The organism is Streptomyces sp. NPDC021225 (assembly GCF_044332865.1).
In the GTDB taxonomy this organism is placed as follows: domain Bacteria; phylum Actinomycetota; class Actinomycetes; order Streptomycetales; family Streptomycetaceae; genus Streptomyces.
In genome coordinates, this window is the sequence record NZ_JBIRPV010000002.1 from 124,021 (window position 1) to 147,900 (window position 23,880).

General features: G+C 68.0%; 20 protein-coding genes and 2 pseudogenes. 7 read left to right on the forward strand and 15 right to left on the reverse strand.

The genetic code is table 11. The annotated features are described in order from the left end of the window. Positions 1-211: 211 nt before the first annotated feature. Together ACH4S9_RS08605 and ACH4S9_RS08610 are read right to left on the reverse strand one after the other, a co-directional pair. Positions 212-3,103 (reverse strand): hypothetical protein, encoded by a 2,892-nt coding sequence (locus ACH4S9_RS08605; protein WP_398370724.1) that lies wholly within the window; start codon positions 3,101-3,103, stop codon positions 212-214. Continuing rightward, on the reverse strand, positions 3,051-3,551 hold the full coding sequence (locus tag ACH4S9_RS08610; protein ID WP_398371789.1) for a transposase: 501 nt from the start codon (positions 3,549-3,551) through the stop codon (positions 3,051-3,053). The genes ACH4S9_RS08605 and ACH4S9_RS08610 overlap by 53 nt, the downstream gene beginning before the upstream one ends. A gap of 511 nt (positions 3,552-4,062) precedes the next feature. Between ACH4S9_RS08610 and ACH4S9_RS08615 the strand changes: the two genes are divergently transcribed. Further along, the gene (locus tag ACH4S9_RS08615) at positions 4,063-5,145 is read left to right on the forward strand and encodes a hypothetical protein (RefSeq protein ID WP_398370726.1); all 1,083 of its coding nucleotides are present in this window, start codon (positions 4,063-4,065) and stop codon (positions 5,143-5,145) included. Between the two features lie 632 nt (positions 5,146-5,777). Here the strand turns inward: ACH4S9_RS08615 and ACH4S9_RS08620 are convergent. Further along, positions 5,778-6,101 (reverse strand): helix-turn-helix domain-containing protein, encoded by a 324-nt coding sequence (locus ACH4S9_RS08620; protein ID WP_398370728.1) that lies wholly within the window; start codon positions 6,099-6,101, stop codon positions 5,778-5,780. Between the two features lie 1,571 nt (positions 6,102-7,672). Here ACH4S9_RS08620 and ACH4S9_RS08625 point away from each other — a divergent pair. After that, positions 7,673-8,188 carry a SigE family RNA polymerase sigma factor gene (locus ACH4S9_RS08625; protein ID WP_311726470.1) on the forward strand — a complete coding sequence of 172 codons (516 nt, stop codon included), beginning with the start codon at positions 7,673-7,675 and terminating at the stop codon, positions 8,186-8,188. Then, on the forward strand, positions 8,172-8,957 hold the full coding sequence (locus tag ACH4S9_RS08630) for a hypothetical protein (protein WP_398370730.1): 786 nt from the start codon (positions 8,172-8,174) through the stop codon (positions 8,955-8,957). The genes ACH4S9_RS08625 and ACH4S9_RS08630 overlap by 17 nt, the downstream gene beginning before the upstream one ends. On the opposite strand, the gene ACH4S9_RS08635 is transcribed toward ACH4S9_RS08630, so the two are convergent. The 10 genes and pseudogenes from ACH4S9_RS08635 to ACH4S9_RS08680 all read right to left on the reverse strand — a co-directional run bounded on the left by ACH4S9_RS08635 (position 8,947) and on the right by ACH4S9_RS08680 (position 17,527). Then, positions 8,947-10,737 carry an IucA/IucC family protein gene (locus ACH4S9_RS08635; RefSeq protein ID WP_398370732.1) on the reverse strand — a complete coding sequence of 597 codons (1,791 nt, stop codon included), beginning with the start codon at positions 10,735-10,737 and terminating at the stop codon, positions 8,947-8,949. The two genes, ACH4S9_RS08630 and ACH4S9_RS08635, sit on opposite strands and share 11 nt — an antisense overlap. Beyond that, on the reverse strand, positions 10,734-11,333 hold the full coding sequence (locus ACH4S9_RS08640) for a GNAT family N-acetyltransferase (protein WP_398370734.1): 600 nt from the start codon (positions 11,331-11,333) through the stop codon (positions 10,734-10,736). The genes ACH4S9_RS08635 and ACH4S9_RS08640 overlap by 4 nt, the downstream gene beginning before the upstream one ends. Beyond that, entirely contained in the window at positions 11,330-12,643 is a 1,314-nt protein-coding gene (locus ACH4S9_RS08645) for a lysine N(6)-hydroxylase/L-ornithine N(5)-oxygenase family protein (RefSeq protein ID WP_398370736.1), read from the reverse strand. Before ACH4S9_RS08645 ends, ACH4S9_RS08640 begins: the two co-directional genes overlap by 4 nt. Positions 12,644-12,671: 28 nt before the next feature. After that, positions 12,672-14,258, reverse strand: a complete 1,587-nt coding sequence (locus ACH4S9_RS08650) for a pyridoxal phosphate-dependent decarboxylase family protein (protein WP_398371791.1) — start codon at positions 14,256-14,258, stop codon at positions 12,672-12,674. Positions 14,259-14,431: 173 nt separating this feature from the next. After that, the gene (locus ACH4S9_RS08655; RefSeq protein WP_398370738.1) at positions 14,432-15,358 is read right to left on the reverse strand and encodes a siderophore-interacting protein; all 927 of its coding nucleotides are present in this window, start codon (positions 15,356-15,358) and stop codon (positions 14,432-14,434) included. Between the two features lie 49 nt (positions 15,359-15,407). Continuing rightward, on the reverse strand, positions 15,408-16,454 hold the full coding sequence (locus tag ACH4S9_RS08660; RefSeq protein WP_311726463.1) for an ABC transporter substrate-binding protein: 1,047 nt from the start codon (positions 16,452-16,454) through the stop codon (positions 15,408-15,410). A 129-nt stretch (positions 16,455-16,583) separates the two neighbouring features. Then, positions 16,584-16,898: pseudogene (locus ACH4S9_RS08665) on the reverse strand (2Fe-2S iron-sulfur cluster-binding protein); the annotation flags it as partial. A gap of 23 nt (positions 16,899-16,921) precedes the next feature. Further along, positions 16,922-17,035 (reverse strand): annotated as a pseudogene (locus ACH4S9_RS08670) (RNA-guided endonuclease TnpB family protein); the annotation flags it as partial. A 39-nt stretch (positions 17,036-17,074) separates the two neighbouring features. Further along, a complete protein-coding gene (locus ACH4S9_RS08675) occupies positions 17,075-17,368 on the reverse strand; it encodes a DUF4190 domain-containing protein (protein ID WP_385342551.1) in 294 nt (97 codons plus the stop codon). A gap of 3 nt (positions 17,369-17,371) precedes the next feature. After that, a complete protein-coding gene (locus tag ACH4S9_RS08680) occupies positions 17,372-17,527 on the reverse strand; it encodes a hypothetical protein (RefSeq protein ID WP_398370741.1) in 156 nt (51 codons plus the stop codon). Positions 17,528-17,674: 147 nt separating this feature from the next. Here ACH4S9_RS08680 and ACH4S9_RS08685 point away from each other — a divergent pair, with 147 nt between their 5' ends. Beyond that, on the forward strand, positions 17,675-18,367 hold the full coding sequence (locus ACH4S9_RS08685) for a TetR family transcriptional regulator (RefSeq protein WP_398370743.1): 693 nt from the start codon (positions 17,675-17,677) through the stop codon (positions 18,365-18,367). On the opposite strand, the gene ACH4S9_RS08690 is transcribed toward ACH4S9_RS08685, so the two are convergent. Beyond that, positions 18,333-19,691: a M6 family metalloprotease domain-containing protein gene (locus tag ACH4S9_RS08690; protein ID WP_398370745.1), complete on the reverse strand. Its 1,359-nt coding sequence runs from the start codon at positions 19,689-19,691 to the stop codon at positions 18,333-18,335. The genes ACH4S9_RS08685 and ACH4S9_RS08690 overlap by 35 nt on opposite strands. Before the next feature lie 249 nt (positions 19,692-19,940). Here ACH4S9_RS08690 and ACH4S9_RS08695 point away from each other — a divergent pair, with 249 nt between their 5' ends. Both ACH4S9_RS08695 and ACH4S9_RS08700 read left to right on the forward strand, forming a co-directional pair. Further along, positions 19,941-20,588 carry a helix-turn-helix domain-containing protein gene (locus tag ACH4S9_RS08695; RefSeq protein ID WP_311726458.1) on the forward strand — a complete coding sequence of 216 codons (648 nt, stop codon included), beginning with the start codon at positions 19,941-19,943 and terminating at the stop codon, positions 20,586-20,588. 202 nt (positions 20,589-20,790) lie between these two features. After that, positions 20,791-22,299, forward strand: a complete 1,509-nt coding sequence (locus tag ACH4S9_RS08700; protein WP_398370748.1) for an MFS transporter — start codon at positions 20,791-20,793, stop codon at positions 22,297-22,299. A gap of 119 nt (positions 22,300-22,418) precedes the next feature. On the opposite strand, the gene ACH4S9_RS08705 is transcribed toward ACH4S9_RS08700, so the two are convergent. After that, entirely contained in the window at positions 22,419-22,931 is a 513-nt protein-coding gene (locus tag ACH4S9_RS08705) for a MarR family winged helix-turn-helix transcriptional regulator (RefSeq protein WP_385342560.1), read from the reverse strand. A 181-nt stretch (positions 22,932-23,112) separates the two neighbouring features. On the opposite strand from ACH4S9_RS08705, the gene ACH4S9_RS08710 reads away from it, so the two are divergent. Next, complete coding sequence (locus ACH4S9_RS08710; protein ID WP_398370750.1) at positions 23,113-23,874, forward strand: dioxygenase; 762 nt, start codon at positions 23,113-23,115, stop codon at positions 23,872-23,874. The last annotated feature ends 6 nt before the right edge of the window (positions 23,875-23,880 follow it).

Genomic DNA, 23,880 nt, shown 5'->3' on the forward strand with positions numbered 1-23,880 from the left:
CGCGTAATCAGGCTTGATGCGTCCAATGGACTGAGAGCCTCAAGTGCTGCATCTACAAGTCGGCGCGGAGTTGACGGGCACAGGAAAGAGGCTGCACGGCGGAGCAAAGCGGAGATCGCCTCGGTAGAGAACGCATCAGTTGTTGTCTCATCCAACCGGAGTGCACGGACTGTGCACTCAGCCGCCTCTTGATTGCTGAGTACCGTTACTTTCACCGGGTACCTCCGATAGCCGATTGCTCTGATGCCTCTCGAAGATCCTCAGCACTCATTATCGTGAATCGAGCCGCACGAATAAGGACAGGGGATATCAGCACGCACCTCAGCATTTTGTCCCGCTCGATCTCGTCCCAACTCTCCAGAGCCCCCGGTGTGCTTGCAAAAAGCAGCAGAAATTCCGCCGCGACGCGCGGGTCGCCGATACCAGTGTCTGCCGCGATGGGGCGAATCGCCTCGCTCAAGCCCTCCCGCAATGCGGGCAGCGAGTCCTCCCACTGCCAGAGATGGTCAGCGATGTAGCGGGCTACAGCACGTTGTGCTGGAGCCTCGCCTACGAGCTTCTGCATGTCATCCAACATGTCTGGTCTCCTATGCTCACTAAGGCGACCACGTCTGCGCTCCAGATGAGCCCATCTGTTCCCGGCCGTGAGGGACACGAGGGTCGCGGTAATCGCGTCGAGCACCAGTTGCCGCTGGCGGTAGGAGAAGGGGTCGGCCGATAGATCAGCATCCTGCCAGCGGTGGTGACCATGGATTAGTTCGAGCACGTCGGACATTGGAGTGCCTGTGCAGCGGATGGTTGGCTGGTCATTCGGCCTCTGACGCAGCCAGTTTGGGTCAGGAGGCAGAATGATGGCTGCGGACGCATGGCCGGAAGAAGCTCGGAGCATGCCGCCACCCGCCGGGACGGTGATCGGCCGTCGGGCATCTTGCTGCTCACCGAGCAGAGGATTCTCCACGGAGAAGAGGAGCACCTGAGTGCAATCGCCGTCTGTACGGTCGATTAGGCCTGCTGTGTGCCCACCGTTGCGCTGCTTGGTGAGAATCCAACGGAGCGGATGAAAGCCTCGTTCACAGCTGAGAGACGCGAAGCCCACTCCGCTGCGGGAAACTGATATTTCGCATGACTCGGCTGCATTGTAAGCACTCTGCAGCTTTCCCTTGCGGAGCTCCTGATCTGCCAATCTCGTCCATGTGCTGTCCTCGAAGGGAAGCGAGATTGGGTGACGCTGGCGAATTAGTTCCTTGTCGGCTTCGTCGCGCAGCACAATAGTCAGATCAGCCCTCGTCCCCACAGGGCCGTCTGCCGAGAGACTTGCCTTGCCATCCCAAATCTCGGTTAGCTTCGGGCGGGCTGGAGTGGCGAACAGGCGGATTCCTGCCCCTTCATTGTTCTCCTCCAAGTTTGGGTGAGGATCACGAATAGTGACAGCAAGTGAACCGCTCACAAAGGGCCTGCCCGCACCCCCGGTTAGGAGTGCAACATGTACCTCGTGCGTGCCTACAGGGAGATTCTCGAGAGCGAATACTAGTTGTTGACTACCTGCAGGCCATTCGAGCAGGGAAGGTAATCCGTCGTCTACTCTTACTGAACATTTCTCTGTAGTTTGAGTGGAGCTCACCGTGAGGAGTGCTGGTTCCCCGGCCATCCACTCAGCAGCTCCTTCCCCGTCCCAAGAAGCCGGAATAAGCCCCACAGGATGGATAGACACGTTCGACACTACTGACAGGCCTACTGCCGCGAGCTGAGTGATCTCTTCTTCGCTCAGGGAGCGGGGCGCCTTCACGTCGAAAGCTTTCACTCCGTCAGCAAGAATAGCTGTTTCAGAAATCCAAGGTAGCGCCAGGGCGGAAAGGCCAGCGCGGCCGACCAGGCAATATTCATAACCTGGCCGGACAATTCCGCCTTTGATCTCGATAGCTAGACCTCCGGGTTGCTTCCGGAAAAGCCACCATGGGCCCCTGGTGATGGTGCAACGCTCGGCGATCAGCTCATTGACTTGTGCGGATCCCTGCTCCAATTGGATTATGGGCACTCCCGGTCGAGGCCATGCGGTCAGCGGTACTCTGCCCGGGTACAGCAGTTTTCCTCGTGGAAGTGGTTGGTGTCGTCCTTCAATTTTTGGGCGCAGTTTCCGCAGTTCCTCGCTGACCTGATTATTTTCCGCTTGAAGAGCCGTGAGGTCGGGTAGGCCCAAATAGGGGTACCAACCGTTGGCTTCCTGGCGCAAGAGGAGCTTCGGATTGGAGGCAGCTGATAGAGGCTGTCCTCGGTGCGCAGGCCCCGAACTCACGCTCGTCGGAAGAAATCCACTAGAGCGGACTGTGTGTGCCGAGCGCTTAGCCTGGTACAGCCAGTTTCGTGAATCATGCTCATCCGTTAGGTCGTCAAGTAGACGAATGAGTGCGGATTGCGCCAGGTGTGGAGATGTCTCGCCGTCGCCTGATAGCAATGCTGTGGCAATATGTCCGAGCAGGATCTGGTTCGAGCAGAATTTTTGGAAGCGATCACTGTGCCCGCCCGTGCGCGATGCCAGACAGGCGCCAAGAATGTGTGGGTCATCAAGCATGGCCTGGGTAAGTATTGCGCGCGCCTCGTATAGGAGCTGTGCCATCTGGCGTTGCAGGTCAGCTGGCATGATGGCATGTGTGATTGGCCAGGCGATGATGCTGAAATTTTTAGCGAAGGCTCCTTTGGGTTCGATCCCGCCGTACTCGGCCGCAAACTGTTGGAACCACTGCTTAATGCGTTTACGGTTATTATCTATTTTCCACTGCGGGCCACGCTCCCAGCCTGGTGTCTTCTGAGAGAACAGGGGCCAGTACTCGTCTCCGGTATAGAGATATCCGATCTCAGCGGCGTACACTACGAATGGCAACCACCAGGTGCGGTGTCGAATGTCGAATCCCTCTGCGACAGCCCCGCGCACCGCATTCGAGAGCAAGTCGAGATCATCCTGGTTGAGATCGTGCTCCAGGGCGAAGACGGGCGCTGTCGGCTGTAGTGCCTGGCGATGTGTGTGAAGCGTCCGAAAGTGCTCATCGAGGTACTCATGTAGGTGCTTGAGGACCTCCGTCGATCCGCCAGGCGCCGTTCTTGCCACGCTCGGTCTCCCTCCCCTGGGTCCCGCCTTGCACTAGACACAGTTTGGGACAAGCCGATGGCAGTGCGGACATCGTTGGGCGAGAACGACCATCCCCGCCAGCCTCCCGGCAGCGGGCGCGGTCGTCGGTCCAGACCGCGGGCAGGTACAGGCGGGGTTCGATGTAGGCGTGCCCTCCCGGGGCGGCACACGTCAGCATCGCCATGACCTCGCAGTTCCGGATGTCGCCAGTCACCCCGCGGCGCTGGCAGGCTACTCGCACCGACTTCGCCCCCTTCTCTTGCACCTGGGTGTCGTCGAGGACGAGCGTCACAGCCGGGTCGTTCAAGTGTTCGGCGACGTAGGTGCGCACCTCGACGTGTAGGGCGTCTGCCGACCACGAAGCCGCTTCAGAAACTTCTGGATCCGTGACGGCGTGACATGGCCCGCGCGTTCTCCTTCCGCAGATCGGACAGCAGTCCCTCCCTCAGTTCCGCGAACACCTCCCTTGGCTCCGGCCGCGCGAACAGGTGCCCGCGACCGTCGAGAACGACCGCTAACTCCTACACTTGCAACACGTGTTGCTCCTCTGCTGCAACGGTCAGCATGACCGCTCAACGGCACACGGTCAGCAGTCACCTGCCGCTGTAGCACTGGGTAGGGGGCCGAGGTCTTCCGCGCCCCGTTCGACGCAAGCGCGATCCCGGTATGGCGGCGATCTTCGCTATGCTCGGGTGTGGTTTGCACCAACCATCGCAGCCTGGCGAAGGACGTGACCTGGCTTGATGCCAATGCCTATTGAGTTGGTCGCCGTCGTCGCTATCGCAGTGCTTGTCACCGCTTGGCTGCTCTGGAGATTCTCGCGAAGGATCACCACCGCCTCTGGCGGACACACTGCACCAAGCGCCACGGCAGTGGTCGAAGTTCGGCCCGAGTTTCCCCCAGCAGGGCTTCTGGTCCCCGAGGACGTTCTCCGATCCGTGGGCTCGACGTCCGCCGCGATCTGGGATGCGCTCGAGGCCGCAGCGGCGCCAGTCGCTGTCGAGTACTACCCGATCAGCGAGCCGGAGGTCGCGAAGTTCCGGACTGTGCCCGTGAACGCGGCGGCTCTTCAGCAGGTGGTGGCCGGGCTAGTGGAGGCCCTCAATCCGAAGAGCCCGACGTTGTTCCGGGTGGTGCTGCCAAAGGGGGCAGAGCTCGTCAAGGCCGCCGGAACGTCTGGGTTCCGAGGGTTCTCTCGCAGCGGCGGCAAGACAACACATGCCGTTCTGAAGCCTGTCGTTGCTGGAGGAGCAGTCGCGGCAGGTTGGCCGGTGCTGGCCGTCGCCGCAACTGTCCTGGCGGTAGACATGGTGGCTCAACGTGAACAGCGTCTATTCCAACGTCGAGTTGATGCCATCCTGAGTCGCCAAGAGGAACGTCACTACGCCGAACGGATCAAGGATCAGCGGTCAGCCGATGCTCAGTTGTCCCGCGCGATCAGCCTCATGCTTGACGGCCACAATCCGAATCTTGAGCTCGCCCTGAAGAGTGCAGACGACGAGTTCTACCGCTCTCAGCAGTTTCTGGAGAAGCACCGCGGCGTCATCGACGAGCTGATGGATGACGACGGCAGGGTCGACTATCGCCGTCTGGAGGAGACTCTTGGCGGCGAGGCGAAGGAGGTTGACCACTTCGTCCGGGAGCTTCATTTGGCGCGAGCCGCGATTGCGATACGACGCAAGGCAATGGTTGCCAACGCGGCGTCGGTAGCGCTCGTGGATCCCACCAACCCTTACGTCGCACTGCACAAGTTTGTGGAGGCGCAAGTTAAAGAGTTGGAGGACGCTGATGTGGTCGCGACCGAACTGACCGAACGCCTCACCCAGGTTGAGCTCAAGGGCCGTTGGCGCGACTTGGGTAAGTCAGTGGCGGTGCGACAAGAGCGGCTCCGCGCCGGAGTCTCCCCGCCCAGGATCGATGGCGACACCGAGATTTGCTACGTCATGACGTCTTCCGGTCAGTTCCTCCAGGTGCTTGCGCCCGGCGAAGACGGGCCCATGCAACTCGTGCAAGACGAGTAGATCTGTTTGCGACGGATACCTTCATTGCGGAACGGTTGCACCCGGACTACATCCTCCGATCGGACAAGCGCACAGGGACCGCGCCCAGGCCATGGCCGCACTGCGGGCCATCGACACCCTCCGCCTGACCGGCTGCGGCAAAACATCGCTGCCAGCCTGTGTAAGCACTTCCGAGACGGCACCCGACCGCTGACCACCCTCGGCTCATGTGATCAAACCGGATAGAACCCCTGAACGAGGTCGTCCTGGGCGATCGGTGTAGAGCTTGTTAATGAGACCGTGTCCACAACCGCCCAGCCACACGCCGCACCAGAAGGTCTGGTCGGCAGGGCGAGCCCGGAAGTCGTCGAGTTCTATCGCTTCCATCGGAAGGGCCACAGGGAGTCGGAATCGGCGTGGCCGACCACCGCGGTACGCACCCGTCGCTTGTCGAGGGCCATGCAACCTCCAGCCGTACTGGATCGGTGTCCGCCTTGGTCGGCGCCCTGCCACACTGTCGGGCACCCGGCTTTTGACGGCACCTCCCGTCACTGACAATGCTGAGGGCTACTGAGGGACCCAGACGGACACGGCGGGCGCATGTTGCGCGGTGAGATGGGGACGACGTTCCCAGGCATGTTCTGAGCGGCTGCTCAGAACTTGCGGTCTCTTCCAGTCCAAGCGGCTGGCCCGGGCCACAAGCTCTTACCCAGTGCCACTTCCAGTCGCGCCAGGGTCCCCAGGTCGGGCAGGACCATCCCCCGGAGCAGCCGGCTGATCGTGGCGTGGGAGACGCCCGCCTTGTCGCCGAGCGTGCGCAGGCCGATCTCGGAGGCCGCCATGGCCGTCGCCAGGTTGCGTGCGAAGGCCTGGCCGTAGTGCGCGCTGACGGGGGCGTCCTCGACGAGCCGGGCGTACGGCCACTCGCCGGAGGCGATGTACGTCGCCGGCAGTTGGTCGTTGTTGCTCCGGGGCATGCCGAAATGATCCCACGTCGCCATGGGTCCCGTCCCTCCGTGCCGGTTGAGTCGACACATGCCTCGTGGTGGTGCAAGTACACACCAGTCTAGGTCATGAGAGTCAGCGACGTCGGTATTCTTGTTGCGGCTTTGCGGAGACGGTTGCTGGCCGTCGGCGGTAGGTGCTGTGCATTCGGCCAGGGTTCGTCGGAGGTCCGCAGCGAAGCCGACGGCGGTGGTCGCCTGGCCAGTGCGAACGGTCATCGTCCCCGTGCGGCCTGACGGGTCGGCCTCGACGAGGTAGCCGAGCTCCGTGGGGATGCCGAATACGGCCGCATGCAGATGACGTCGAGCCGCCTCGTGGGCACGGTCTGCCCTGCCCATGGGTAGGCCTGAGAGTTGCTCGTTAGCTGCGGCGCGCCTCAAGGTCCGGGGAGCGAACCATTCGACGTTCACGAAATTGCTGTGATCGGTGACGATCAGGCCATGTGAGCGGTGTTGGTCGATGGAGAGGGCCTCAGGGGGCCTCGCACCCGCGAGAATGGTCCTGATGTCCAAAGATAGGGAATCGTGGCGAGGTGCCTGGTGGCGGTATTCGGCGTGGGACATCGTCCTGCTCCTCAACTTCCCACTTCATTCGCTGATTTCCTGTGAGTCGTTCATCCCGTGAGAGTGATGGCGCCATCGGGAATCCATCCCTCCAGATATCCCCGCAGAAACGATCCGAGTTCTTGCGGGTGCACACTCAGGTCACCTTCGACCTCGGTCAGGGGATGCCAGGCATACACGGCATCTGGTGACGTGCTGGAGTGACGACGAATCGTGAGATCTCTCACCCGGCTCCGACGGACGACGAAAATGTGCCTGGTGGCGACCTGCGTCGGTGGGGCCGGAGGGGGCGTGTAATTGCCGAACACGGGAGTTGCGGCCAAGTGCCAGTGAGTGAACAGGGGGTCCTGGATTCGCATGAGGGAGAAACCGGTCGGCTGGAGGCGGACCACTGTCGCCCTCAATGGCTTCCACGCCCTCTCACTGGGCGAGCGTCTGAGTAAGACACGCTCCTGCTCGTCAACGACGGCAACTTCTTGTGAGCAGTGGCTGTGTCGGCGGGTTGCGATACCTCTCATGCCTTGAGAGTCCGGCAATGGCCACCTCGGCGCCCCTGAGGGGCGTCGGAGCGAATGAAAGCGATAGGCATGGAGCGGAAGGCTCAACCGTCGCGCCGCTGCGTGCCCGAGAGGTGTGTACGGATGCAGGCGACGGGCCGTGACCTGCGGCAATGCCGACAGCGTTCCCAGATCACCCGAAGCGCGTTCTGAGTGCAGAGAGGCGGCCCTCTCTGACCTGCGCTCTTAGAGTTTCGATCAAGCCCCACGGAGGCGTACGGAGCGCGACGCTCTGCTCCCGCAGCGCGCACCGGCGCCAGTGTAGCGGTTGCGCCGTGGGGGCCGCAGGGCTGATGTGCGGGGGTGCTGGTTGGCGGCCGGTTGGCGGATTTGGGGTGGGAGGCAACCCGGTACCGGCGTCATGGCGTTCACCATGTGTGAAAGACACGGTTCGGACAGGGGCGCGATGGCGAGGACACGACAGTGAGGGGCGCAACGCCCGGCTTCGAGGAGTTCGTCGCCGCGCGCGGGCCTCGGCTGCTGCGGGTCGCCTGGCTGCTGACGGGGGACGCCCACCTGGCCGAGGATCTGTTGCAGACGGTGCTGGCCAAGGTGTGGCCGAAGTGGCGGCGGATCGCGGCGGAGAACCCCGAGGCGTACGTACGGAAGGCGCTGGTCAATACGCATGCCTCGTGGTGGCGGCGGCGCTGGCGCGGGGAGGTGCCGCACGACGAGGTGCCGGATACGCGGGCCGTGCCGGATCAGTTCGAGGGGGTGGATCTGGAGCAGTCTCTGGCGGCGGCGGTGCGCCGGCTGCCGGTGCGGCAGCGGGCGGTGGTGGTGCTGCGCTATTTCGAGGACCTGAGCGTGGAGGACACCGCCGGGGTGCTGGGCTGCTCCACCGGCACGGTCAAGAGCCAGGCGTCCAAGGCGCTGCGTACCTTGCAGGGTCTGCTGCCCGCCGCCGAGCTGGTGGAGGGCTGTGAGCGCCATGGGTGAGCCGGACGAGACGGGGCGCTTTCTGCCTGGTCAGGGCGGTGACGCCCGCCGTGAGGCGGCGCTGCGGGCTCTGCTCGAGCGGGCCGTGCCCCGGCTGCCCGCCCCCGCCCAGCGCATGGGGCGGGTCCGGCAGCTGGTGGTACGGCGACGGCGGCGGCGGATGGCCGGGGCGGTCGGGGCCGCCGGGGTGGCCGGGGGAGTGGTGGCCGGTGTCACGCTGGCCGTGCTGGGGCAGGGCCCGGCCGCCGGCCCCGGGGACAGCGGCGCTATGCACCAGGTGCCCGCCGCTTCGCCTACCGCCGTCGGCTCCGCGTTTCGCTATCCCGGCCTCGACGGGCTGACGGTCCGGCTGCCGGACGGCTGGAGCGGCCTGGTCGTGCGGGGTGCCGGGGATCTGGGGCCGGTAGGGCTCGCCGGGAATCGGCCGGAGGCCGTGGGCGAGGACCGGTGTACGGACCTCCGGCGTTACTGCCTGGTGCCTGGCGGGCTGCGGCGCGGCGAAGGGGTCATGGTCCTGCGGCCGGGGCGCACGGAGTCCCCGGAGAAGATCGGCCAGGGGGCGCGGCTGGCGGACACGCCGCCCGGCGACTCCTGCCGCCGCGCGGGCGGCACGCGTGAGCTGGTGGGCCGGCGTGCGGCCGGGGCGTCCCGGCCGCATGAGCTGATCGCCGTGTCCGTCTGCCTCAACCGGCCGTCCGCCGACACGCTGGAGCAGGTCCGCTCCATATTCGGCTCCGCCGCCCTCAGCGATCCGAGCGCTACCCCCTGAACCGCGCGATGGGGTTCTCCAGCGTCCCGATCAGCTGGAGCGCCCCGGCCGGGTCCTGGAGGTCCACCATCTGCTGGTTGTTCCGCAGCTGGAGCCGGTTCAGGCAGGACAGCGCGAATTCGGGGGCGAACATGTCGTACCGCTCGAACTTCTCCGCCAGCTCCGGCACCGACGCCTGGTAGTCCGAGACGCACTCCGCCACCGTCCGCCAGAAGGTCTCCTCCTCCAGCAGGCCGTCGGTGACGAGGATGCCGCTGAGGAAACGCAGGAAGCAGTCGAAGACGTCGGTGAAGACCGACAGCAGCTTCAGCTCCTCGGGGACCTCCACCCGGATCCGCGCGACGGCCGGCGGAAGGACCGCGTCCGGGTCCATGACGGCGATCTCCTCGGCGATGTCCTTGAAGATCGCCCGCCGCACCGCGCCGTCCTCGATGACGAGGATGACGTTCTCGCCGTGCGGCATGAAGACCAGGTCGTACGCGTAGAAGCAGTGCAGCACCGGCCGCAGATACGCGTCCAGGTAGCGGCGCAGCCAGCGTGCGGGGGGCAGGCCCGACTCCTCGACGAGGGCGCTGACGACAGCGCCGCCCTCTGCGTCGGTGTGGAGGAGGGAGGCCATGGTGGCCAGCCGCTGGCCCGGTTCCAGGGTCGGGACGGGGCTCTCGCGCCACAGCGCGGCCAGCATCTTGCGGTACGGGGAGTACTTGTCGGTGGCCCGCTCGTACTGCCGGTGGTGGTAGCCGATGGCGGCCCGCTCGCGGATGATCGAGAAGTCGGCGGCGCGGAGGAGGTCGTCGCCCGCGATCAGGCCCGCCAGCCAGTCGTTGATGGCGGGGGTGGCCTCCATATAGGCGGCGGACAGGCCCCGCATGAAGCCCATGTTGAGGACGGACAGGGCCGTCTTCACATAGTGCTTGGACGGGTTGTCGGTGTTGAAGAAGGTACGGATCGACTGCTGCGCGAGGTACGCGTCGTCGCCGCTGCCCAGGCACACCAGGCGCTGCTGGGCGATCTCGGCGGCGAAGGTGACGGACAGCTTGTTCCACCACTGCCAGGGGTGGACGGGAATGAGGCGGTAGTCGGCGAGGTCGAGGCCGAGTCCGGTCAGGGTGCCGGCGAAGCGGGCCAGGGTGGCCTCGCCCAGCTCGCCGCCGATCAGCCCGTCGTAGTCGAGGTCGGAGGAGGAGGTGAAGGTGGCGTGGTCGCGGTGGGCGGCCAGCCAGATGAGCTGGACGGGGCTCGCGGTCTCGGGGGCGTACGAGAGGTATTCGTGCACCCCGAAGCCCAGCCGCCCGTTGTTGGCGACGAAGCAGGGGTGGCCCTCGGTCATGCCGGTCTCGACCGTCTGGAAGTCGGACTTGGCGAGCTCGGCGGCGCCGAGCGGCTCGCCGCCGAGCTTGTACGCCGTGCCGGCGAGGGTGGAGCTGATCTCCTCCAGATAGACCGGCAGGATCGCGTCGCCGAGCCCGAGCCGCCCGCGCAGCTCCAGGAAGAAGTCGAGCGCGTCGAGGGGGAGTTCGGAGCGGTCCCGGGTGTCGTGGCGGGTGATGCCGTCCGCGTCGACCAGCCAGTGGTCCAGGGCCAGCCGGCGGGCCGCGAAGCGGTAGGCCACCGAGCCGTCGTCGCTCGTGACGGCGTAATGGCCGGAGGTATTGGGCAGGGGCTCGGGGGTCAGCAGGCGCTCGTGGGCGAACTCGGCGAGCGCCTTGCGGATGAGGAGGCGGCCCGCCCGCTCCCAGAGGGCCGGGGTGAGATGGGCGACGGCGTCTCGGGGGCTCATTGGGGCACTCCTTGGGCGGATGCGTCAGATACGCCAGATGCTGTCGCGGCTTGGAATTGGGTGCGGGTGCAGAAGCTGAGGTACGCGTCCTTCTCCGGCTTGGCCACCGTGCCCGCGACCTCGAAGCCGACGGCCGCGTTGAGCTTGTGCACCGCCGTGTTGCGGACGTCCGGCTCGACCACGACGCGCCCGGTCGCCGGGTCGGCGAACAGGAACTCCATGACGGTGGTGATCACCGCGCGGGTGAACCCGTGCACCGGGGCATCGGCCGGCGCGCACAGGAAGTGCATCCCGACGTCGCCCTCCTGGGCGGGGTAGAGGCCCGCCAGCTCCACGCGCGCCGGGTCGTAGCGCTCGACCAGGAAGGCGGGGCGGCCCTCGTGGAGGCCGATGAAGGCGTCGTGGTGCGGATGCTCGGCGATCTTCCCGTACTCGAAGGCGACCTGCGCCACATCGGCGTCCTGCATCAGCCAGAAGGACGCCTTGGGGTGGGTGACCCAGTGGTGCAGCAGCTCGGCGTCGGCCACCGGGTCCAGGGGACGTACGGAGAAGCGGCCGAGCCGGGCGTCGGCGCGGGTGAAGAGGGCCGCGCTCATCGCAGCGCCCCCTCAGGGGCCGCGAACTCCTGGAAGGCGATGGACTTTTCGACGGGATAGTGCTCGCGGCCCAGCAGCTCGCGGATGATGCACGAGTTGCGGTAGGCGGCCATCCCGAGGTCCGGGGTGACGAAGCCGTGGGTGTGCAGCTCGGCGTTCTGTACGTAGATCTCGCACCCGGCGGTGGCGGTGTTGATGCTGTAGTCGCGGGCGACCGCGAACCGCCCGGCCTCGTCCCAGGCGATGCGGTCCCGTACGGGTGCCAGGAACTCCGGCACCTGGTGGCGGTAGCCGGTGGCCAGGATCAGCCCCTGGGTGGTGAGGGTGAAGTCCTGGCCCTGCTCCTCCTGGCGCAGCCCGAGGGTGTACGAGCCGCCGGCCGGGTCGTACGAGGCCTCTCGCAGCGCGGTGTTGGTCAGCAGCCGGGTCGGGCAGGGGCCGCGGCGGTGCTTGATGTAGAGCAGATCGAAGATGGCGTTGATGAGATCGGAGTTGATCCCCTTGTAGAGGTTCTTCTGCGCGGAGTTCAGCCGGTCGCGGGTGTGCGCGGGCAGCCCGTAGAAGTAGTCCACGTACTCCGGGGAGGTCATCTCCAGCGTGAGCTTGGTGTATTCGAGGGGGAAGAAGCGGGGCGAGCGGGTGATCCAGTCGAGCCGGTAGCCGTGTGCGTCGATGTCCTGGAGCAGGTCGTGGTAGATCTCGGCGGCGCTCTGGCCGCTGCCCACGACGGTGATGCTCTCCTTCGCCTGGAGGGCTTCCTTGTGGTCCAGATAGCGGGAGTTGTGGATCAGGTCGCCGCCCAGGCCGCGGCAGGCCTCGGGGACGTACGGCGGGGTGCCGGTGCCCAGCACCAGCCGCCCGGCCCGCCAGGTGTGCCGCTCGCCGGTGGCCGTCTCGGTGGTGTGGACGACGTACCGGCCCTCGGCCTCGTCGTACTCGACGGAGGTGACCTCCTGGCCGAAGCGGACCGAGCCGAGCCGGGCGGCCACCCAGCGGCAGTAGTCGTTGAACTCCTCCCGCAGCGGATAGAAGCTCTCGCGGATGTAGAAGGAGTACAGGCGGCCGTTTTCCTTCAGGTAGTTGAGGAAGGAGTACGGGGAGGTGGGGTCGGCGAGGGTGACCAGGTCGGACATGAACGGCGTCTGGAGTGTGCTGCCTTCGAGGAACATCCCCGAGTGCCAGTCGAAGTCCGGCTTGCGCTCCAGGAACAGTCCGTTCAGCTCGTCGATGGGGTCGGTGAGCGCGGCCAGGCCGAGGTTGAAGGGGCCCAGGCCGATGGCGATGAAGTCATGGGAAGAGGCGGTGGACACGTGGGGTCTCCGGCGGGGTGGAAGGCGGTCAGCTGGCCCGGGCCCGGGTGAACTCCGGTTCGGCGGCGTGCGGGGAGGACAGGTATTGCTCCGCGTGGCAGGCGATCAGGTCGAGGACGTGGGCGATGTCGCCGAGCGAGGTCTCCGGGTTGAGCAGCGTGAACTTCAGGTGGTGCGCCCCGTCCACGACCGTCCCGGCCACGACCGCCTCGCCGGAGGCGGCCAGCGCCTCGCGCGCGTGCAGATTCGCCAGGTCCAGCAGTCCAGGGGGCGGCGGCGCGGTGGACGGCCCCCCTGTGTAGCGGAAGACCAGCGTGCTCAGCTGCGGCCGGGTGACCACCTCGTACCGCGGATCGGCGTCCAGCAGCCGCCAGGCCTCGGCCGCCCGGTCCACCACCTCGTCGAACAGCTCCCCGACGGCGTCCGCGCCCATGACGCGGAGCGTCAGCCACAGCTTGAGCGCGTCGAAGCGCCGCGTGGTCTGGAGCGACTTGTCCACCTGGTTGGGGATGAGCCGCTCGGCGCTGCGGGCCGGGTTGAGGTAGTCGGCGTGGTAGGTGGCGTGGCTGAGCGTCGTACGGTCGCGCACCAGGACGGCGCTGGAGCTGACCGGCTGGAAGAAGGACTTGTGGTAGTCGACGGTGACCGAGTCGGCGCGCTCGATGCCGTCCAGGAGGTGGCGGCGGCGCGGGGAGACCAGCAGGCCGCAGCCGTACGCCGCGTCGACGTGCAGCCAGGCCCCGGCCCGCGCGCACAGGTCGGCGATCTCGGGCAGCGGGTCAATGGAGCCGAAGTCGGTGGTTCCGGCGGTGGCCACGACCGCCATGACGACCAGGCCCTCGCGGCGGCAGCGGTCCAGCTCGTGGGCGAGCGCGACGGTGCGCATCCGCCGTTCCTGGTCGCAGGGGACGGGGATGACCGCCTCGTAGCCGAGGCCGAGGACGGCGGCGGCTTTGGCGATGGAGAAGTGGCTCGCCTGGGAGGCGAGGATGCGCAGCCGGGGCAGGATCTGGGGCTTGGTGAGCGGCGCGCCGGCCGCCGCCGTCTCCTTCTCCACCAGCTTGCAGGCCTCGTCGCGGGCGAGCAGCATCGCGTGCAGATTGGACTGCGTTCCGCCGCTGGTGAAGATGCCGTCCGCGGCCTCGCCGAGCCCGAGGCGCGCTGCCGTCCAGTCGATCAGGCGCCGTTCGATCAGGGTGCCGCCGGCGCTCTGGTCCCAGGTGTCCAGCGAGGAGTTGACGGCGGAGAGGACCGCCTCGCCGAGCAGCGCGGGGATGACCACGGGGCAGTTGAGGTGGGCGAGGTAGCGGGGGTGGTGGAAGTAGATGGCGTCCTTGAGATAGACGCGTTCGAGTTCGTCGAGGGCGGCGGCCGGGTCGCCCAGCGGCCGGTCCAGATCGATACCGGAGATCTCGGGGGCGAGTTCGGCGGGGGTGACGCCCGTGAACGGGCGTGTGGTGCGGGCGACGGTGGAGGCCACCAGGCCGACGCCGTCGGACACCGAGCGCCGGTAGCGCTCGGCCGTACGGTCGTTGAAGAGGTGGGCCCTGCCATCCGCCGCCCCGGGTATCGGCTCTGACGACGGGTCCTCAGCGGGGTGCGCGAGGAGACTCACGGTCTGTCCCTTCTGGATGCGGGCATGGGGGCATGCGGGCATCCGGGCATGCTGGATGCGGGCATGGGTGTGCCCTGGACTGCCCTGGACGGGGGCACACGGATGCCCTGGACGAGGTGCGGGTTGCGCGGTGCGGGGTTGTGGTCCGGCCGTGGCGTGTCGCGGGGGTGTGGTCAGTCGTCGTCCGACGCGGGGCCGGTGCCGGACACGGCCTCCTCGACGAGCTGGTCGTCGGTGGCGCCCAGCCGCCAGTAGCCGGTGAAGGTGACCGCCTTGCGGTCGAAGCCGCGCTCGCGCACGAGGTGGCGGCGCAGCGCGCGGACCGTACCCGCCTCGCCCGCGATCCAGGCGTACGGCGTGCCCTCGGGCAGCGCCGCGGCGCGTACGCCGTCCAGGACGAGGGCCGGGCGCGGTTCGGCGGGGTCGGCGCCGTCGCGGATCAGCCAGACGATCTCGGCGTCCGCCTCGGTGGACAGCTCCTGGAGGTCCTCCGCGTGCTGCACCTCGATCCAGACCTTGGCCTGGGTGCCGGCGGGCAGCCAGTCGAGGATCCCGGCGACGGCGGGCAGCGCGGTCTCGTCGGCGGCGATGAGCACCCAGTCGGTGCCGGGCGGCGGGCGGAAGTCGACGCCGCCGTTGTCGGGGACGACCGGGCCGAGGACCATGGCGCGATCCCCGGGCCGGGCGCTCGCGGCCCAGCGGGAGGCGGGGCCGCCCACCGCGGTGGAGCGGTTCGTGTCGGTGGCGTCCGCGCCGTGCAGGGCGAAGTCCACGTCGAGCTCGTCGGGTTCGCGCCGCTGCTCGCGCACGGTGTACGAGCGCATGACGGCCCGTTGGGCGGGGTCCATGGCCCGCCAGACCGGGAACCATTCCAGGCCCGCCTCGACCGGCACGAGCGGGGCGTCCTGGTGGGGGTGTGGCAGGAACAGCTTGAAACGCTGGTCGCGGCCGCCGGAGGCGAGGTCCTTCAGAGCGTCGCCGCCGAAGGTGATCCGCACCATGGACGGGCCGAGGACCCGGGTCCGGACGACCGTCACGTCGAAGAAGCGGAAGGGGACGGCGGCGGGGGCGGGGGCTGTGGTGGTGGCTGCGGTGGTCATGGAAGCGGACTCTTCCCTTCGCTTGCCGTGGGTCAGCTGACCGCCGGGGTCAGCCGACCTTCTTCGCGTCCTGGATGGCCTTGGTGAGGGACTCGATGAGCGGCGCGGCGCCCGCGTACGAGAAGCGTGGCTCGCTGCTCCACGCGGTGATCTGTCCGGCCTTGACCGCGGGGAGCTTGGACCAGGTCGGCTTGGCGGTCAGGTCCTTGGGCTGGAGGGTGGCGGTGCGGTTGTCGAGGAAGAGCAGGTCGGCGTCGTACTTGTCGGCGTTCTCCCAGCTCAGGCTCTCGAAGTAGCCGCCCTTGTCCGTCTTCTGCGGGACGACGAAGTCGACACCGAGCTCGCGGAAGTAGATCAGGTCCGCGTTGACCGCCGGGTTGGAGACATAGAAGAGCTCGGCGCTGCCGGAGCAGGCCATGACTTTGATCTTCTTCGACTTGACGGTCTTGCGCAGCGTCTCGGCGGCGGCCTCGAACCGGGCCTTGGCGTCGGTGACCTTCTTGGCCTTGAGGTCGGCGCCGAGGGAGGCGGCGAGTTCGGCGTAGCGCTTGATGGGCTCGACCATGGAGACCCGGCCGGTGGTGAGGGCGGCGCTGGGGGCCAGGGCGAGGATCTTGTCCTTGGCCTCGTCCGGGACGTAGAACAGGGCGCCGGGGTCGAACATGTTGGTGATCAGCAGCTGAGGGTTGAGCGAGGCGTACTTCTCGACGTTGAACTGGCCCCAGGTGTTGCCGAGGGACGTCACCTTGTCCACGTCGAGGTCGCCGGCCTGCACGTCCGGCTTGCCGTTCTTCAGCTTGGTCGGGCCGAAGACGCCGACGATCTGGTCGTCGATGCCGAAGTCGTACAGCGCGGCCGCCGAGCCGATGTACGCGACGATGCGCTCGGGGCGGCTGCCGAGGCTGATCGCCTTCTTGCGGTCGTCGGTGAACGACCAGGAGCCGCCGCCGCTTTTGTCCCCGCTCTTGCCTTCGACGCCGGAGGATTCCGAACCGTTTTTGCCCCCGCACGCGGTGACCAGGGCGCCGAGTCCGGCGAGGCCGCCGGCGGCGAGCAGGCCACGGCGGGAGAGGGGGAGGGCATGGGGGCGGGGCATGGGATGCCTTCTCTCGATGCGTACGGGGGCAGCCACGGACAACGCCCGAGGCCTTAGTTAGGTTAGCCTAACCAACCTCGATGTCCAGTGGGCGGGGCCACTCCGCGGCCGTACGCATCAAGTCGCTGATCAGAGGTCGAGGACGAGGCGGCCGCCCCGGCAGCGCGAGACGCAGATCATCATCGTCTCGCCCGACTCCCTTTCCTCGTCGGTGAGTACGGAGTCCCGGTGGCCCACCTCGCCCTCGACCACATCGGCCTCACACGTCCCGCAGGTCCCTTCCTCACGCGAGTACAGAACCGGAACCCCCGCCGCCTCGACCGTCCGCAGCACGCTGCGCTCCGGCGGCACGGTCGGGGTCAGCCCGGAGCGGGCCAGGACCAACTCGAAGGTGGCGATGTCCGCTTGCAGTGGCTCGGGGCCGCAGCATTGAAGTGCTCTCCCGGATGAATCCGGGAGATTCCTGCCTACCTTGCGGTGGCGGGTCTGACGCGGCGTGCGCGCCTGACGACTGCCCTCCCGGCAGCCGGGATGAGCGCGAGGCCCATCCGGTACAGGTGCAAGATGTTCCGGGCTCCGTTGGGTGGAAGGGCCGTTGGGGGCCTGGGGGTGACGTCGCGTCAGCCGAACTGCCAGAAGACCGTGTTGTCCACCGTCACCAGGACGATCAGCAGGACGATGTCGGCGAAGCCGAGGGCGAGGCCGAGCAGGGCCCGGCCGCGGCGCTGGGTCTGCCGGGCGATCGCCAGTGTGGCCAGGGCGATCGCGCACGGTCCGAAGACGGCGTTGAAGAGCAGCAGTCCGATCAGGCCGAGGACGAACGAGGCCACGGCCATGCCGTCGGCGTCCCGGCGCCGCGCGGCCGAGTCGGTGTGGGTACGGGCAGGGCTGGGGCTGGGGGCGGTCAGGGCCATGGGTCAGCTCTCCTTGTGCCCGGTGCGTTCGCGGATGAAGAAGACCAGCAGCCAGGTGGCGATGGCGGCGGAGGCGGTGAGGAAGATTGGGAGCGGGGTGTGAGCCGCCGCTCCCAGAAGGAGCCCCATCAGGGCGAGAGCCGCGACGATGAAGAGCATGGGTGCCTCTCTCGGGAGTCGGATCCGGGTCCGGGGTGCGGATGGCGTGCGGTTCAGTGAACAGTTGGAAAAACAGTTGTTCACTGACTTTAGGATACCCCCGCACACCGCTGGAAAAAGTCGGCGAACGGTTGTTTACTGAATGACATGAGTCACACCCTCGGAGCCCGGCAGGCCCAGAAGCTGAAGACCCGGCGCGCGCTCCTGGACGCGGGGCTGCGGCTGCTGGAGGACCAGAGCCTGAGCAGCCTGGGTCTGCGCGAGGTGACCCGCGTGGTGGGCGTGGCGCCCGCCGCCTTCTACCGGCACTTCCGCGACATGAGCGACCTGGGCGTGGCGCTCGTGGAGGAGTCCCTGGGCAGCCTGCACGCGATGGTCCGGGTGATCCTGGCCGAGCAGGACGGGGACGAGGAGCGGATCGACGCCACCGTCGAGGCCGTCGCCGAGCATGTGCGCCGCTATCCGGCGCACGTCCGCTTCATCGCGCGCGAGCGCCACGGCGGCGTACGGCCCGTGCGGGAGGCGATAGCCGCCGAGCTGGCGCGCTTCACGGACGAGGCCGCCGAGGCGTTCGCCCCGCAGCTGACGGGGGAGGGCTGGTCCCCGGAGGACGTCCGGATGCTCGCCCAGCTGTATGTGGACCACATGGTGATGACCGCGGCGGCGTTCCTTGAGGCGCAGACCGAGGATCCGGGGGCCGGGGACCCGGAGACCGTACGTGCCGGGGACCCGGAGGGCGTACGTGCAGGGGACTCGGAGGCCGTACGGCGCGTGGCGGCCACCGCCCGCCGCCAGCTGCTGCTGATCAGCCTCGGCCGCCACCACTGGCGTACCGCGTGATCTCGACGCGGTAGTCGCCGCGGGAGTCGCGCTCGGTGACCCGGACCCGGACGCCGGTGCCCAGCGCCCCGCCGGTGAAAGTCTGGCCGGGCGTGAAGGCGGCGTCGCTGAGCCCGGGGTGCACATTGCGCTCGTCGGTGCAGCCGCCGCTGCCCGGGGTGCTGTCCACGACGGTGATCGGTCCCCGGCCGGAGTCCACCTGGGTGTCCACCCAGGAGACCAGGACGCCGGGCTTGCACACCGCCTCGTCGTTGCCCTCGTTGGTCCGGGCCTCCACGGCGTATCCGGCGTACTCCGAGACCGGCACGAAGATCAGTTTGGTGCCGCCCGCCCGGCCGAGCGGGCGCAGCGCCCGCCGGGTGATGCCGGGGCGGGCGACGCAGTCGACCTGTCCGGCGCCGAGCCAGCCGAGCTTCCACTTGTGCCAGGCCAGCAGGTCGTTCCCGGCGCCCCAGTCCTCGGACATGATGTCCCAGTGGCCCGCGCTCTCCCCGCCCCGCCGGGTGTAGAGGTCGGGGAGTCCGAAGACATGGCCGTTCTCGTGCGGGAGCACGCGGTAGCCGGTCTTCGAGAGCGTGCCGGAGCCGTCGTCCTGGCGGCTGTAGACGAAGGAGACATTGGCCAGGGGCACGCCGTCGGCGACCGGGGCGCGCTGGTTGCCGGAGTAGGTGACGGACAGCACGGCGCGCGCGGCGGGCGGCCCGGCGTTCGGGGTGACGAGGACGTTTACGAGGTCGTAGCGGCTGAAGTCGACCTTTGGGCCGGCGACCTTGGCGATGTCCGCGACCAGCCTGCGGTAGCCCGGCTCGAAGGGGCTGCCGCGCTTGATGCCGTAGCTGCGGAAGGAGTGCGGCATCCGCAGCCAGTGTTTGATCGGGGCCGTGGACCGGTACTTGAGCCGGCCGTACGAGCTGCGCTTGAACCAGCGCGAGGTCTGCGGGAAGAACTCCGCGTAGCGCTTGCGGGCGGTGCCCCGGCCCTTGATGTCCGGGAAGTCGATCATGAGGGTGAGTGCCTTGACCGTCCCGGCGCTGGGGGCGTAGCCGGGCCCGGTCGGCAGCCCCTCGGTCATCTGGAGCCCCTCGCCGGGGATCAGCGCACAGGGCGCGAGGGCTCCGTACGCCGGATTGGCCGGCAGGGCCGGGGCGCGCACGGGAGGGGCGGGGGCGGCCGGGGGCGGGCCGGGGACCGCCACCGGGGCGGCCGCCACGGTCACCGTGAGCACGGCGGTCGCGGCGAACACGCTGCCTCGGCGGGGCCTGCGTATTCGGGGGCGCGTTCGATGGCGCGTACGGTGGCGAGTCGTCTCGCTTGAGTGCTTCATGGCGAGTCCACCGTCTGGCGGCGCCCGTCCGGGCGCCCGTGGGGTGCGTCCGGGCGGGGGAAACGGCTGCTCCGTCCGGGCGGCATGGCCGCCGGACAGGTGTGAGGCAGGTCACGTCCGCTCGTGAAATTTCCGGGGACGCCCTCCCCGTTTAACCGTACGTACCAAACGGGGACCGAGTCCCCGGAAATGTTGAACACCGAATCGTCGTGCCGGAACGTGCCGGACCGTGTCGGAAGGAGTGCCGCCGTGGGAGTCGTCACCACTCAGCAGCCCGTGCGGCCCAGGCTGCGCGCCGACGCCCTGCGCAACAGGGAGCGGATCGTCGCGGCGGCCCGCGAGGTGCTCGTCGAGCACGGGGCCGAGGTCTCGCTCGATGAAATCGCTCGACGGGCGGGGGTCGGCAATGCCACCCTTTACCGGCACTTCGCGGACCGCGGGGAGCTGGTGCGCCATGTCACCGTCTCGGTGATGGAGCGCATCGCCGGCCAGGCCGAAGCCGCCCTGGCGGAGGAGCCCGACGCCTTCGCGGCGCTGCGGCGCTTCGTCCACGCGGCGGCCGAGGAGCGGGTCGGTGCGCTGTGCCCGCTGCTCTCCGACGGCATCAACAAGAACCACCCCGACCACGTCGCCGCGCAAGCGCGCCTGGAGGACGCCATCGGCGCCCTGATGGCCGCCGCGCGCGACTCCGGCCAGCTGCGCGCCGACATCGACGTCGGCGATCTGATGGTCGCCCTGACCCAGCTCACCAGGCCGCTGCCCGGCGGTGCCTGCCTGAACTTCGACATCTTTGTGCACCGGCATCTACAGCTGTTCCTGGACGGACTGGCTGCCCCGGCGCGCTCCGTACTGTCCGGCTCCGCGGCCACCTTGGAGGATCTGAAGCGTCGTCCGTGACGCACATCACGCGTCGTCCGGTGACCTGGACCGATTAGTTCTCGTTCGTTCGCCAGTCTTCTCGTCGTCAGCAACGGCTCGTCGTGCCCGTTCCGGCATGCCGCCGCGTCATGGCTGTACGCCGCCCCGTTGCGCCGGCCAGTCCGTCACGTCTGTCAAACGTCCCGTTTTTCACTCTCCGCACCGCTAGGTAGGCCCACTCATGCCTGAAACGGCATCTTCCGTCGATCCCCGGCGCTGGAAAGCGCTGATATTCATCGCCCTCGCCCAGCTGATGGTCGTGCTCGACGCGACCATCGTGAACATCGCCCTGCCCTCCGCCCAGGACGCCCTGGACATCTCCGACGGCAACAAGCAGTGGGTCATCACGGCCTACGCGCTGGCCTTCGGCGGTCTGCTGCTCTTCGGCGGACGCCTCGCCGACCTGTGGGGCCGCAAGCAGACCTTCGTGGTCGGCCTGGTCGGCTTCGCGGTCGCCTCGGCGCTGGGCGGCGCCGCGCTCAACTCGCCCATGCTGATGGGCGCCCGCGCGCTTCAGGGCATCTTCGGCGCGCTGCTCGCCCCGTCCGCGCTCTCGCTGCTCGCGGTGATGTTCACCGACGCCAAGGAGCGCGCCAAGGCGTTCGGCATCTTCGGTGCCATCGCGGGTGGTGGCGGTGCCGTCGGTCTGATCCTCGGCGGTGTGCTGACCGAGTACATGAACTGGCGCTGGACGTTCTTCGTGAACATCCCCTTCGCCGCCATCGCCGCGGTCGGCGCGATCTCCGTGATCCGCGAGCCCGCCGAGAGCCGTAACCCCGCCAAGCTCGACATGCCCGGTGTTCTGCTGGCCACGCTGGGCCTGGTCTCGCTGGTCTACGGCTTCACCCGCGCCGAGAGCGACGGCTGGACCGCCGGTCTGACCATCGGCCTGTTCGTCGCCGCCGTGGTGCTGCTGGCCGCCTTCGCGGTCGTCGAGTCGCGGGTCAAGGCGCCGCTGCTGCCGCTGCGCGTGGTCACCGACCGGAACCGCGGTGGGGTGTACCTGGCGCTGGGCCTGGCAGTCATCGGCATGTTCGGTCTGTTCCTGTTCCTGACCTACTACATGCAGGTCGTGAAGGGCTACAGCCCGGTCAAGAGCGGTCTGTCCTTCCTGCCGATGATCGTCGGTATGATCACCGGCTCGACGCAGATCGGCACGCGGCTGATGACCCGGGTCCCGGCCCGGCTGCTGATGGGCCCGGGCTTCCTGGTCGCCGCGATCGGCATGCTGCTGCTGACCCAGATCGACCTGGACACCTCGTACCCGCTGCTGATCCTGCCCGGGTTCCTGCTGCTGGGCCTCGGCATGGGCACCGCGTTCATGCCGGCGATGAGCCTGGCCACGCATGGCATCCAGCCGCGTGACGCGGGTGTCGCCTCCGCGATGGTCAACACCTCGCAGCAGGTGGGCGGCGCGATCGGCACCGCGCTCCTCAACACCATCGCCACCAGCGCGGGGAACGAGTACGGCAAGTCGCACGCGGCCACGGCCCGCTCGCCGAAGGTGCTGGAGCTCCAGTCGATGGTGCACGGCTACACCACCGCCATCTGGTGGGCGGTCGGCATCCTGGTGGTCTCCGCGGTCATCGCCATAACCTTCGTCAACGCCGGACGGCAGGACGGCGGCCCGGCGGCCACCGGCTCCGGCGACGGCGCGGCGGAGGACGCGATCCCGGTCATGGCGCACTGATCCGCGTCGTCCGGCCGTCGTAGGGCCGCACGCGGTGCGATGAGAAAGCCCCGCTCCGGGAGGAGCGGGGCTTTCCGCCGTTTCGCGTGCCGTGCCGTGCGGCGCGGCCGGGGCAGGGGTCAGCGCAGCCAGGGCAGGTCGGCGCCCGCCGGCTGAAGACCGTCCGCGACGATGCGGCAGATGTCGCCGAACTGGCGGATCTGCTCCGGTGTGAGCCGGTCGAATATCGCCGCGCGCACGGCCTCGACATGGCCGGGCGCGGCCTTCTTCAGCACCTCGAACCCCTCGTCCGTCAGGACGGCGTTCTGGCCGCGCTTGTCGGAGGTGCAGTCCTCGCGCCGTACCCAGCCGTTCTTCTCCAGGCGAGTGATGGCGTGCGAGAGACGGGACCGGGTGATCTTCGCCGCCTCGGCCAGTTCGGTCATCCGCAGCCGGTGGCGTGGCGCCCAGGAGAGCTTCACCAACAGGCCGTAGTACACATGCGGCATGCCTGCGTCACGCTGGAGCTGACGGTCGAGATGGTCTTCGAGCAGCATGCTCGTCTGGATGTAGGCCTGCCAGGTGTGCTGCTCGTCGTCGGTCAGCCAGCGGGCGTCTTCATCGGCGTCTGCGGGGGTTTTCATCGCTTCCACGTGTCCATTGTAGGAGCCAGTTCTTGAACTTTAAACAAGTGCGGGCTACAGTGTGCCCTGAAAATTTCTCTTGAGACTTCAAGTTCTGGCTTCGGGAGCCGCCATGTCCGCCGCCACCACGCCGTCCGCGTCCGCCTCTTCCTCTGCCTCATCCACTTCTTCATCCGTACCGGACGGGCGCATGCCCGCCCTCTATCTCAGCCACGGCGCTCCGCCGCTCGCCGACGACCCGATCTGGCCCGGCCAGCTCGCCGCCTGGTCGGCCGGGCTGCCCCGGCCCAAGGCGATCCTGGTGGTCTCCGCCCACTGGGAGGAGGCGCCGCTGGCGCTCGGGGCCACCCGGACCGTGCCGCTGGTGTATGACTTCTGGGGCTTCCCTGAGCACTACTACCGGGTGCGCTACGACGCCCCCGGCGCGCCCGAGCTCGCCGAGCGGGTGCGCAGGACGCTGCGTACGACGGGCACGCCCGTCCAGGACATACCGGACCGCGGCCTGGACCACGGCGCGTACGTCCCGCTCGTCGAGATGTTCCCGGACGCCGACATCCCCGTCCTTCAGGTGTCGATGCCCACCCTCGACCCGGGCGAGCTGCTGGCCATCGGCCGCAAGCTCGCCCCGCTGCGGGACGAGGGGGTGCTGATCGTCGGCAGCGGCTTCTTCACCCACAACCTCGCCGCGCTGCGGAACACGGGGCCGACGCCGCCCGGCTGGTCGACGGAGTTCGACGACTGGGGGCACCGGGCGCTGGACGCCCAGGACATCGACGCGCTGCTGGACTTCGAGCGCAAGTCCCCGGCGGGCCGCCTGGCCCACCCGCGCACCGAGCATTTCGCGCCACTGTTCGTCACCCTCGGCGCCGCGGAGTCCGACCTCGGCAGCCAGCGCAGCGTCATCGACGGCTTCTGGATGGGGCTGGCCAAGCGGTCCGTGCAGTTCGGCTGACGGGGG